9 protein-coding genes are annotated in these 13462 nt (G+C 27.0%); 1 reads left to right on the forward strand and 8 read right to left on the reverse strand.

All coding sequences use genetic code 11. The features are described from left to right. Positions 1 to 76: 76 nt before the first annotated feature. Entirely contained in the window at positions 77 to 676 is a 600-nt protein-coding gene (locus H9660_RS00710; protein WP_191747504.1) for a 50S ribosomal protein L25, read from the reverse strand. A gap of 195 nt (positions 677 to 871) precedes the next feature. Between H9660_RS00710 and H9660_RS00715 the strand changes: the two genes are divergently transcribed. Then, positions 872 to 2335: an aminotransferase class I/II-fold pyridoxal phosphate-dependent enzyme gene (locus H9660_RS00715; protein ID WP_191747507.1), complete on the forward strand. Its 1464-nt coding sequence runs from the start codon at positions 872 to 874 to the stop codon at positions 2333 to 2335. A 36-nt stretch (positions 2336 to 2371) separates the two neighbouring features. Here H9660_RS00715 and H9660_RS00720 read toward each other — a convergent pair whose 3' ends face one another. The 7 genes from H9660_RS00720 to pheT form a co-directional block, all read right to left on the reverse strand. Continuing rightward, positions 2372 to 3484: a D-alanyl-D-alanine carboxypeptidase family protein gene (locus H9660_RS00720; RefSeq protein ID WP_191747509.1), complete on the reverse strand. Its 1113-nt coding sequence runs from the start codon at positions 3482 to 3484 to the stop codon at positions 2372 to 2374. A 39-nt stretch (positions 3485 to 3523) separates the two neighbouring features. Continuing rightward, positions 3524 to 4540 carry a hypothetical protein gene (locus H9660_RS00725; protein ID WP_191747511.1) on the reverse strand — a complete coding sequence of 339 codons (1017 nt, stop codon included), beginning with the start codon at positions 4538 to 4540 and terminating at the stop codon, positions 3524 to 3526. A 1-nt stretch (position 4541) separates the two neighbouring features. Beyond that, positions 4542 to 4991, reverse strand: coding sequence for a 2-thiouracil desulfurase family protein (locus tag H9660_RS00730; protein ID WP_191747513.1), 450 nt, complete (start codon positions 4989 to 4991; stop codon positions 4542 to 4544). Positions 4992 to 5076: 85 nt separating this feature from the next. Next, complete coding sequence (locus H9660_RS00735) at positions 5077 to 7434, reverse strand: endonuclease MutS2 (RefSeq protein WP_191747515.1); 2358 nt, start codon at positions 7432 to 7434, stop codon at positions 5077 to 5079. A 17-nt stretch (positions 7435 to 7451) separates the two neighbouring features. Continuing rightward, positions 7452 to 9803 (reverse strand): U32 family peptidase, encoded by a 2352-nt coding sequence (locus H9660_RS00740; RefSeq protein WP_191747517.1) that lies wholly within the window; start codon positions 9801 to 9803, stop codon positions 7452 to 7454. A gap of 142 nt (positions 9804 to 9945) precedes the next feature. Further along, positions 9946 to 10926, reverse strand: a complete 981-nt coding sequence (locus H9660_RS00745) for a cell division protein ZapA (RefSeq protein WP_191747519.1) — start codon at positions 10924 to 10926, stop codon at positions 9946 to 9948. Between the two features lie 160 nt (positions 10927 to 11086). Further along, positions 11087 to 13462 carry a phenylalanine--tRNA ligase subunit beta gene (gene pheT, locus H9660_RS00750; protein ID WP_191747521.1) on the reverse strand — a complete coding sequence of 792 codons (2376 nt, stop codon included), beginning with the start codon at positions 13460 to 13462 and terminating at the stop codon, positions 11087 to 11089.

Consider the following 13462-nt stretch of genomic DNA (forward strand, 5'->3'; position numbering starts at 1 on the left):
ACACTAAATAAATTGTTTTTAAAATAAAAAAATGTAAAGAGACAGAGTATTCTATCCCCTTACATTTTAGAATATACTATTTATTCTTATTATTTAATTCTTCTGCTAATTCCATATCATCACTTACAGTTTTTCTTTCATAAGTTACTGAAGCTATAACTGTATTTAAATCATCAATTATTGATAATTCGGAAGCTACTTCTAAATCTCCTGCTCTATATACATATCCATTATCACTTCCATTTATATTTATTTTTATATATTTAGGAAGTTTATTAGCATCACATTCAACTTTAATAGAATCCTTTTCTTTTTGTAATACCATTCCTTTTTTCTTTAAATAACCTTCACCTTCAAATTGAATCGGTACAGTAGATATAATTTTTTGACTATGATCTAATTCTTCTAAATCTAAATGGATTATTTTATGAGTTACCGGATCTCTTTGAACATCTTTTATTAAAGCTTGATAATCTTCACCATTAATATCTAAATTTATTATCCCATGTTCTCCATTTTGTGCTATTTCTCTACATAACTCTAACTCACCAACTTCAAATAAAAATTCATTTATTTTTTTTCCATAAAGTACACCTGGTACCCTACCCATTCTTCTTATTTTTTTTGCGTTATTAGGTATATTAACATCTCTTTTATTTAAATTTAAACTATTCACACATAACTCCTCCTATAAATATACTTTCTCTTCAAATATTGTTAGCATAATAATTAATTTTTATTCAAATTTACTATTTATTAATTAAATTTAAGTATTATATTGCATAGTTTTTATTATTAAAATATAATAAGTTATGTTTGTATAAATCTTTTAAAACAACCAATAATATTCTAAAGAAAGAGGGTGCTTTGAGTGTATAAAATGAATCAAAATGAAACTCCACTATTTAATGCTCTAATGGAATACGTAAATAGGGAAACTCTACCTTTCCATGTACCAGGGCATAAAAAAGGAATTGGTATTGATAAAGAATTTAAAGAATTTATGGGAGATAATCCCTTTAAGATAGATGTTACTGTCTTTAAATTAGTAGATAGTTTACATCATCCAACAGGACCAATAAAAGCTGCCCAAGAACTAGCTTCAGATGCTTATGGTTCTGATGCTTCATTTTTCTCAATACATGGTACATCTGGAGCAATACAAGCCATGATACTTTCAGTTGTTAATGATGGTGATAAAATTATAGTTCCAAGAAATGTTCATAAATCAGTTACCTCTGGTATAATTTTAAGTGGAGCTAAACCAGTATTTATGGAGCCTGAAATTGATAAAAAATTAGGTATTGCCCATGGCGTAACTCCAAATACTGTTTCTAATGCATTAAAAGAAAATCCAGATGCTAAAGCAGTTTTAATAATAAACCCAACTTATTATGGAGTTGCAACAGATATAAAAGAAATTGCAGATATCGTCCATAGTTATGACATACCTTTAATAGTTGATGAAGCTCATGGACCTCATTTAGCTTTTTCAAAAAATCTTCCAATGTCAGCTTTAGAAGCTGGTGCTGATATATGTGCTCAAAGTACACATAAAATAATAGGATCATTAACACAAGGTTCATTATTGCATGTTAAAAGTAAATATGTTAGTCCTAAAAGAGTTCAACAGATACTAAATCTTTTACATACAACATCACCGTCTTATATATTAATGGCTTCTTTAGATTGTGCTAGAAGACAAATTGCATTAGAAGGTGAAACACTATTAAACGATGCTATAGAATTATGTAAATATACTAGAGATGAAATAAATAAAATCCCTGGATTTTATTGTTTTGGAGAAGAAGTTTTAGGAAAACCAGGTTCTTATTCTTTTGATCCAACAAAGCTTACTATTTCATCAAAGGAACTTGGTATTACTGGTTTTGAATTAGATATGATTCTAGCAGATAAATATCATATTCAAATGGAACTTTCGGACTTCTATAACGTTCTTGCTGTTGGTTCATTTGGTGATACTAAAGAAAGTATGGATAAATTAATTAATGCTTTAAATGAAATATCAGAAGAATTCTACGGAAAAAGAAATCCTGTTCCAGACTTTTTAGATATTCCTAGTATTCCTAAAAAAATATTAGAACCAAGAGAAGCTTTCTATAGTGATAAAATTTCTATACCATTAAAAGAAAGTATAGGCGAAATTTCTGGCGAATTTTTACTTGCTTATCCACCTGGAATTCCAGTTCTTTGTCCTGGTGAAATAATAACAAAAGAAGTTGTAGATTATGTTTATGACTTAAAAAGAGCTAATTTATACGTTCAAGGAACTGAAGATTCCACTGTAGAAAATATAAAAATAGTAAAAAAATAAAAAATTAATGAGCTATATTTGTAGCTCATTAATTTTTTATACGCCTAAATATTCTTCTAAAGTTAAATCACTATTTTCAAAGTTCTTACTATCATTAACACCTATATATCTAAAGTGCCAAGATTCATGCATATACCCTGTAATCCATTCTTTACCTTCAGGATATCTTAAAATAAATCCGTACTTAGTACAATTATTTTTAAGCCATTTTGCTTCTTCAGTATATTTAAAATCTTCTTCAGCCCATAAAGATCTATCAACACCACCTATATCAAAAGCAAGTCCAGTTTGATGTTCACTAAATCCAGCCTTAGCAGAAAATGTGTCAGTAGGATCTTGTCCATAATTTGCTACATAATTTGAGTAAAGTCTATCTTGACTCCAATAACTTCTATATGTTGAAAAGGCATTTAAATATATACCTTCATTTGCTGCATCTGATTTCATTTTTTCAAAAGCTTCTCTTGCTTCAGTACTTTCTCCCGGCGCAAATGTATCTGGAAGTCCAAATTCTTTATTTACTAACAATATTCCATTTATATATTTAGGTTCTCTTAAACTAGCATCCTCACTTGCTTTTTCTTCATATGTCTCATCTATTTTTCTCTTATTTGCTATCTTCTTAGTTTCATTTATATACTGATTTAACTCATCTAATTTTTCTTTTGCTAATTTATAATTTTTATCAGAAAATAAAGTATTATATTCATTGATAATTTTATTTACTTCATTAGATTCTTCATCATTAAAGTTCTTTATACTGCCTTCAGTTATACTATTAAAATACTCCTCTAATTCTCTTTCATTTGAAGCACTCAAATCGTTAACCTTAGACTTCAATTCCAAAACTAAATTTTCTACTTCAATTGTTACTCCATTACTTAAATTATCTTCAATAGATTGTATTAAAGTTTTTATTTCAGCTAACTTATTTTCATCTCCATAAAAATTACTATAATTAGATTTTATATCCTTAAAGTATTGAATAGTTTCTAAATTCTCATTAAATATTTCTCCTGCTTTAACTTCATTTCTTATTAAAGTAAAGTGCTTAACCTTTATAGGTATGTATAAAACTATCCATAAAATAAATATAAATAATATAACTTTTATAAATCTAAACCTTTTATTTCTTAACTTCTTTTTCAATCTTTCTCCTCCGTAAACATATACTACTCAAAAATATTTTTATTCATTAATAAGTTTTTTTAGAGTTTGTCTTAAGTTTTTATCTAATGAATATTCACTTAAGTAATACAGCTTACTATTTATATCATCATCATTTTTATCTAATGAATAATAGGTTATTGCAGCCTCTATACTTAATTTATCATTTAATTTAGGCAAATTAATAACTTTAGGATCATCATCTTCTAAAGTCATTATTTCCTCTAAATTAATTACACCCTTATTCATAGCAACTTCTTTCAAAAACTTTAAATGTCCATTAGTATATCTTTCAGCTGCATTTATAAGATGATTTAAAGATTTATATGCAAATTCAATTTCACCACTCTTAGCAAAAGTTTTATAAAAATGTTGAATTAGTCCTATAACTTGATTATTATTTTTTATTTGTGACATAAATCCTAATATTTTTATTTTATTTTCGTCATTAAATGCAATCAAATTATTCATTATCCAATTAACTATTCTATCTACTTCAATATCCTCACTTGCTAATTTACATAATAAATTTGTTGCTTTTAAGTTTAAATTAGAGTTTTTTTGTGAAATTCTTTGTAAAATATCTATAGAGTCTTTTCCATAACTATATATAATCATAAGTATAGAATTTTCAACTACCACTGACCAATATCCTTCATCGATATATTTATTTATATATTTTGTTGGTCTATTTATTTTTCCGTTTAAGAATTTAGGAATTTCTATTATATTTTCTCTTCCTATATTTTTAGCAGCTTCTTTTGCTACTAATTTAACTTTGTCAAAATCATCATAAACATCTATAACTTTTAATATTTCTGAATTAATTAATTCATCAACTTCCTCTTTGCTTAGTTTTAATTCTTCTTTTACTTCTTCCTCTACTTCTATTTCTTCAATATCAGACTCTATATATTTACTTTCAATAGTATCTTCAATTTTATTTATCTCTTCATCATAATCTTCTTCAATTTCATCATAATCATAATACTCATTATTTTTTTCTTTCAATCTTCTAAAAAAATTAATAAATCCCATTTTATTTTCCTCCAAAGTCAACTTCACTTAAAACTTCTATTCCATTTTCTTCTAGAATAGTTGCTGTTATACCTTTCCCATTTATCCTTATACCTTCAAAACTACCATCATAAACATAATTAACACCACAAGAAGGGCTTCCATCTTTAAGAATTGCTTTTTTTATTTTACTTAATTTGGCTATATGTAAAGTTTCATAAGCTCCTTTTAAGAAAGCCTCTGTAACATCAATATTATCTTTTGTAACTACTATATCTACTTTGTTTATAACACCCCTAGCTGTACCCTTTATTTCTGCAGGTGTTCTAGGTGTTGAAAGGCCTCCAAGTTTCTCTGGACATGCTAATATAGCCTTTCCTTCATTGAAAAGATTTAAACATTTTTCATTCAAATTATTACCACCACTGTATTTACAATTAACTCCACACAAACAGCTGCTTATAAGATACATTTTAAACACCTCTTTTCTTTATACAATTATACCATAAAAAGAGACTCTTAAAAATGAGTCTCTTTATCTTAATATTATTTTAATATTATTTTAGTATTGCTATAGTAACACCGTCTCCACCTTCACCATATTCACCAAGCCTATAACTTTTTACATGTGGATGTCTCTTTAACATATCATTGATAGCTTTTCTAAGAACTCCAGTACCTTTACCATGTACTATAGTAACTTCACCTAAATTTGCTATATATGCCTCATCTAAATATTTATCTACTTTATAGCAAGCTTCTTCAGAATCCATTCCTCTTAAATCTATTCTACTATCAACAGATTTTAAATTTAAATTTAACTCTCTTTTTTTCTTTTCTTTTTTAGTTGTTTTATTATTTAATTTTCTTAAATCTTTAAGTTTAACATTTATCTTCATAATTCCTGCTTCAACTTGAACTTCTCCTTTTGAATCAGGCATTGAAATTATAATAACATTTTGGTTTAAAGAAGGTAGATAAGCATCCATTCCCAAAGTTACCTTCTCTATTAATTCTCCTTTGCTTTCCTTTTCTTTATAAATAGAAGCTTCTTTTTTCTCTAAACTATCCTTAAGTTTTTTTCTTTCTTCTTCTAGTCTAGCTCTTCCGCCTTGCGCAATTCCTAATTTTTCAAGTTCTCTCATTGCTTTTAATATTTCATCTGCTTCATCTTTTGCTTTTGAAATTATATCTCTCGCTTCTCTTCTTGCTTCTCCATAGGCTTTATCTCTTATTTCATCTAATTTTTTAAGTTTTTCATCATACTTATTCTTTAATTCTTCAGCTTCTAATTTTATTTTCTTAGCTTCTCTTGCATCTCTATTAGCTAAGATACTTTTTTCTTGTAAATCTCTAATTAAATCTTCAAATTTAAGATTTTCTGATGCTATATTTTCTTTTGCTTTATTTATTACATCCTCTTTTAACCCTAATCTTTTAGATATTTCAAAAGCATTAGATTTTCCAGGAACACCTATTAATAATCTATATGTTGGTTTTAATGTCTCTACATCAAATTCTACAGAAGCATTTTCAATACCAGTTGTTCTAAGTGCATATCCCTTTAATTCACTATAGTGAGTAGTTGCAATTATTCTAGCTCCTTGCTCTCTTAGAGTTTCAAGTACTGCAACCGCAAGCGCTGCTCCTTCAACAGGATCAGTTCCTGACCCAATTTCATCAAATAATACTAATGAATTTTCATCCGCTTTATCCATTATTTTAACAATATTGGTCATATGAGATGAAAAAGTTGATAATGATTGTTCTATACTTTGTTCATCTCCTATATCCGCAAAAATCCTTGTAAAGAAACTAATACTCGAATTATCTTTAGCAGGTATCAACAATCCACTTAATCCCATTAAATGTAATAATCCAACAGTCTTTAAAGTAACAGTTTTACCTCCAGTATTAGGTCCAGTAATCATTAAGGTATCAAATTCTTTTCCTAAATATATATCCGAAGGTACTACAAACTTTGCATCAATAAGCGGGTGTCTACCTTGTATTATATCAAAGCTTTTATCTTCATTAACATCAGGACAAATAGCATTTAAGCTTGATCCATATTTTCCCTTAGCAAAGATAAAATCTAACTCCGTAAGAATTTTATAGTTACTTTCAACAGTGTCTATAACTTCATATACCCTATTAGATAAATCCATAAGTATTCTTTCAATTTCTGCTTTTTCTTTAAGCTTAATCTCTTTTATTTCATTATTTAAATTAACTAAACTCATAGGTTCAATGAAAAGAGTTGCACCAGTCGAGCTCTGATCATGAACTAATCCTGGAACTGAAGATTTATGTTCTGCTTTAACAGGTAAAACATATCTATCTCCTCTCATAGTATACAATGAATCTTGCAAATACTTTGCATTTGCTCTAACTATCGAATTTATTTTATCCCTTACAGAAGAATTTTTTTCTTTTAAATTTCTTCTTATAGAATTTAAAAGGGAACTTGCTCTATCACTTATTTCTTCTTCAGAAATTATCGATATTTCTATAATTTCTTCTAAGTGTTTTACTGGTGTTAAAATATATGCTAAGTCTTCTAAAATTATATGAGGTGTTTCATCCTCTCTTCTTGATATATAATCCTTAAATCTTCTAGAACATTTAAGCATTCCTCCAATTTTAAGTAATTGTCCAGCTGATAATATTCCACCTTTTTTAGCTCTTTCTACAGCATCTTTAACATCATGTAATCCTTCAAAAGGAGGATTCCCTTTTGTTATTAATAAATTTAATGCTTCTTCCGTTTCTTTTAATTTATTTTTAACTTCAAATATAGTGTCATAAGGCTTTAATTCATCTACTAAAGACTTACCACCTTTAGTTACTGCATAATCCTTTATTTTCTCCTTTATTTTATTAAATTCTAATATTTTAAGAGTTCTTTCTTCCATAAAATCACCTCACTTATCTATTCTATACCTCTTCTATAATGTCCCTTAGTATATTCTTTAGAATTAATTTCTTCTTCATGCCTTATCATTTTAAATACTTTTTTTACTTCATTATAGCTTTCGTCTCTAAATTCAACTCTAAATGAATTTACGCCTAAAGATACTAAATCTTCTTTTTCTTCAATAAGATTCAATGGACTCGGATTTAATATATAGCTTCTACAGAAAATATCCGTCATAACTCTAAATTTCTCATTCATTCTATCAATTAATGTAAATTTATCTCTAGTGCAAGCTAAATTACAATCCTTACATGAAGATTTTTCTCCAAATGTACTTCCTATTGGACAATATTCGCTTATCATAAGCTCAGTTTTCCCATATACGATACCTTGTATGTTTCCTTTATTACCTTTTAGCATAGTTTTAATTTCTTTTCTATTTAATTCTAAACTAAGAGTTGGAACATGTATTTCTTTTTGATAAAACTTTAAAGCTTCGGAGTTTATTATATTAAGTTTATAATCTCCAATTATTATTAATTCATTTTGATATTTTCTTATTATACCAGCATTAACTGTTACTATACCCTTTATATAATTTTTAACTTTTTCTATTAAATTTACTACAGTATTAAACTCACTTTTTATTATATTTGGTATCTTTAAATATATATTCACATTTTTCTCTTCATATAAATTAATTATATCTTGAATTTTTAAAGCATCCTTATCTCTATTAAATACATCTATAATTATATCAGTAGCTCCTTCTTCTAGAATAGCCTTTAATTGTTCTTTTGTTATACATTGATACATTATATCAAAAGAAACTTTTTTATTAATCTCTTCTTTTATCTTTTCATTCTTTTCTGGTCTTTTTCTTCTGTAAGATTTAGTTATAGATTTTTGTATAGATTCAAGCGCTTCTCTTCTTAAGTTATTTACATCGCTAATCCTTAAAAACCCATCTTCAAAATTTATAAATTCTATTTCATTTAACTTAAACACGCTATCAGAGGATTTACTTAGTGCTTCAATTATTCTTTCTTTACTTAAAGGTTTTTTCTCAGCTTTATTAACTATTTCTCCTAAGAAAGTATATTCTTTATCATTATAAGTAACAATCAGCTTCAAAGGCTCAGAAATTTTAAAGCTAACCTTTGCAGTTAAATCTATCTTCCTATTATAAGGCTTTAAAGAATCTTCAAGAGATTGAAAAAGCTTTTTATCTAAAGATTTAAAAATCTCATCTCCTATTTTATAAGCCTTTGGGAAAATCTTAACTTTCTCTCCTCTTTTAGCTTCCTTAACCTCTAATCCATCTTTAATTATTTTATTTATATTAAAACCAGTATCTCTGAATCTAAATCCATCACCTAAAGCAATATTTTCTTTTAATATTATTTCACCGGACTTCTCTATTTTTCCTAAAGGAACTCCGGTATTTCTAGGATGATTAAAGCTCATCATATCTTTACCTAAATTTTTATGTAAATATGCATTAGAAAATCCACCTCTATTAAATAATTGAAGCAATTCTCTTTTTCCTTTATTTACATTATATTCAGTTTTATATAATTCTTTTTCAACAGCTTTTTTATAATTATCAACTACACCGGCAACATATTCAGCTCTTTTCATTCTTCCTTCAATCTTTAATGAATATGTTCCAGAATCAATTATATCTTTTACATTTTCTATAGTACATGTATCCTTAGGACTTAATAGATATGCTTTTCTTTCTCCTGAATTTATACCTTTTAATGTATATTCCATTCTACAAGGCTGAGCACATCTTCCTCTATTTCCACTTCTTCCTCCAATCATTGAACTCATAAGACATTGACCAGAGTAAGAAATGCATAAAGCACCATGAACAAAAATTTCCGTTTCTATTCCTAAATCCTTAGAAATATACTTTACTTCATCTATTGATAACTCTCTTGATAAAACTATTCTATGGAATCCCTTTTCCTTAAAAAATAAAGCTCCTTCTCCATTATGTATAGTCATTTGAGTTGACGCATGAATTTCAAAATCAGGAAATTCCTCTTTTATTCTTTTAAATAAACCTAAATCCTGTAGTATTATAGCATCTACTCCTATTTCATATAAAAAACCTACATATCTTACAGCTTCTTCAATTTCATTTTCTTTTAAAATTGTATTTAATGTTACATAAACTTTAGCTCCATAACTATGAACATAATCAACTGCTTTTATCATATTATCATTATCAAAATTAGAGGCATACGCCCTTGCCGAAAATTTATTACCGCCTAAATAAACAGCATCTGCACCTTTATTCATTGCTGCAATAAGACTTTCCATGCTCCCAGCTGGAGCTAAAATCTCTATTCTATTCATAAATACTTCTCCTAAACTTTTGTTTATTTATGTTTATCTAAATCATCTTTATTATATATAACATACTTCTAGTTTTTTTTCTATCATCAGTTTAATATCTCCTAATAAACTCTAAAAGGAGATGTTAAATCATCTCCATAAATTATTGTTTTAATAAAACATTTTCCCTTCTTTTTTCCTTTACAAGGTTAATTTGAGCATCTAGAAGCTTCTTTTCTAAATCTAAAACTTTGTATTTTAAATTTTGCAAGTTAAACTTAGTCTCTTTATTTATATCTTTCAGCTTGTCCCTTTGTATTTTTATCTTATTATAATCTTCTTTCATAACTCTAAATTCTTCATCTAATTTATTTAAATTATCTTTATGTTGCGCTTCATTAATTCTACATTCTTCCATTAGCTTATTAAGATTATTTTTATATGTTTCTTCTCTTAATTTATGCTCTTTCATTAAATTATTTATCCTATCTTTATAGTTTTCTTCTCTTATTTCATACTCTTCAGTTAATTTATTTATTTTATCCTTATTTGTTTCTTCTTTTAATCTATAATCTTCAGCTAATTTATTTATCTTACCTTTATATTTTTCTTCATTCAATTTATATTCTCTACTAAGCTTATCTATCTTATCCTTACTTGATTTTTCTATCATCTTATATTCTTCATTTAACTTATCTATTTTATTTTTATATAAATTTTCTTTTTCATTAAGGTTCTTATTATTTTCTTTAATTACTTCTATTTCACTAGAGTAATTTTCTATTTCATTTCTAAGTAAATCATTCTCACTTTTAAGTTCTTCTATTATCTTACTCAATTCATCAATTTTTGTTGTGTCTTCAACAACATTCTTAACTTTTTCATCTAATTTAGTATTTTCCTCTTCTAATAAAGCATTCTTATTATATAAATTTTCTATTTCTTTATCAGCCTTATATAATTCATCTGCTATATTTATAGCTGCTAAAGTTGCTGCTGCTGTAGTACTTAACTTTCTATTATTTTCACTTAAATCTTTAATTTTTCCTTCTACATAATTAGCTATTTGTAATAAATATTCTTCCGTTTCTCTTCCTTTTAAATTATATTCCATTCCATTTATATTTATAGTAACAGTACTCATAATACACCTCATAACATAATAATTATATTAATTTAATTTTAACATAAATTTGTCTATTTACATATTAAAATATAATCTAATTATAAAGAAAATAATAAAAAATTATTAAAACTTCTAAAAAAAATAAAGCTACATCTTCACGCAGCTTTATTTTTTAAATTTATCTTAAAGTAGCTCCAAGTTTATGCTCTAAGCTTCTTAGAATTTTATCATGAACTTTATTTACATCATTATCAGTTAATGTTTTTCTTTCATCTCTATAAGCTATTGCATAGGCTATACTCTTCTTACCTTCTGGAATTTGAGCTCCCTTATAAATATCAAATAACTCAACCTTTTCTACTAAGTTTCCACCAGCTCTTTTAATAGTATCTTCTATTTCTTGAACTAAAACTTCATCATTTACAAGTAAAGCAATATCTCTTGTAACTGCTGGGAATTTAGGTAAAGCTTTATATTTCTTATTTATTTTAGAGTAATCAAATAGTAAATCTAAGTTTAGCTCAGCTAAATAACAGTTTACATCTACTCCATAGTTTTCTGATACATCTGGATGAACTTCTCCCAATACTCCAACCTTAGTGTTTCCAATCATTAAAGCAGCTGTTTTACCTGGATGATAACTTGGATTATCACTTTCTCTTGTAAACATAACCTTATTCAATCCTAAAGCTTCAAGAGCATTTTCAACTATTCCTTTTAAATCTAAGTAATCACAATTACCATACATTCCAATAGTTAATATATTCTTTTCAGTTGGAATAACAGTTTCATCTTCATTTGGAATATATACTTTTCCTATTTCAAATAATCTTGCATAGCCATTATTTCTTGAGTAGTTTCTACCTAAACATTCCATCATTGAATGAATAGTTGTAGTTCTCATTACTGAGTAATCTTCTCCTAATGGATTTTTTATTTTTACTACTTTTCTTAACTCACTATCTTCTGGTAAACTTATTTTATCAAAAACCTTTGGTGATATAAATGAATAACTTATAGATTGATTTAATCCACTAGATACCATAGTTCTAACCATTAAATCTCTTAATAATTCATTCTTATATTTCGGCTCTCTTCCAGTTGAAATATTAAATATAGTTGTTGGTATTTTATCATATCCATATATTCTTGCTACTTCCTCAGCTATATCTTCCTTAATAGCAATATCTATTCTAAAAGTAGGTATTGTTATATTTAAATTTTCTCCATTTATTTCTGTTTTTAACTCTAATGAATCAAGATACTTTTTCATATCCTCTTTAGAAATTTCTGTTCCTAAGAACTTGTTTATCCATTTAGAATCTACAGTAATATATCCCTCTTCTTTTTTAGAGTTATATATATCTATAGTTCCTTCCATTACTTCTCCACAACCAAGCTCACATACTAATGCACAAGCTCTATTTATAGCTAATTCTGCAAGATTTGGATCTATATCTTTTTCAAATCTAGCTGAACTTTCACTTCTTAAGTTAAGCTTTTTAGAGTTAACTCTAATATTTGTTCCATCAAAATTAGCTGCTTCAAATATTACTTCTGTAGTATCTTCTTGTATTTCAGAATTTAATCCGCCCATTATTCCAGCAAGACCAATTGATCTATTATCATCTTTTATGCAAAGGAATGATGAATCTAAAGTTCTTTCAACTTCATCTAAAGTAATAAACTTTTCATTATCATTAGCTCTTTCAACTACTATTTTACCACTTTTAATTTCTCTAGCATCAAAAGCATGCATAGGTTCACCAATTTCTAACATAACAAAATTAGTAATATCTACTATATTGTTAATAGGTCTTACCCCTGCTTCTAATAATCTTTCTTGCATCCAACCTGGTGAAGGCATTATTTTAACATTCTTAACACCTCTTGCCATATATCTTCTACATAAAGCATCTCTAACTTCTACTTTAATTTTATCATTTATATTTTCATTAGATTTTACTTCATAATTTAAGTTTGGCATTTTATAATTAGTTCTAAGAGTTGCTGCTGTTTCTCTTGCCATACCAACTATACTTAAACAATCTGGTCTATTTGAAGTAATATCAAAATCTAAAATTGATTTATTAAGATTTAAATATTCCTTTATATCCATTCCTAAAGGTGCATCCTCTGGTAATATCATAAGTCCATGAACTGGCTCATCTCCTGCTATTCCAAGTTCTTCTTCTGAACAGAACATACCATTTGATACTACTCCTCTAAGTTTACCTTTTTTAATTTCTGTTCCATCAGCTAATATTGATTTATGTAGTGCAACAGGAACTACATCTTGCTCTTCCATATTAGTAGCTGCTGTAACTATTTGAATTGTTTCATTTCCAATGTCAACTTGACAAACTTTTAATTTATCCGCATCTGGATGTTGTGTTATTTCAACTATTTTACCTGTAACAATATTTTTTATTTCATCACCTTGAGTAATAACTTCTTCTAAAGCTGATCCAGATAAAGTTAATTTATCTCCAAGTTCTTTTGCGTCTATATTTACTTCAACATAATCTTTTAACCAATTAAATGGTACTTTCAT

Origin of the sequence: Clostridium gallinarum, assembly GCF_014836325.1 — a bacterium.
Lineage (GTDB): Bacteria > Bacillota > Clostridia > Clostridiales > Clostridiaceae > Clostridium > Clostridium gallinarum.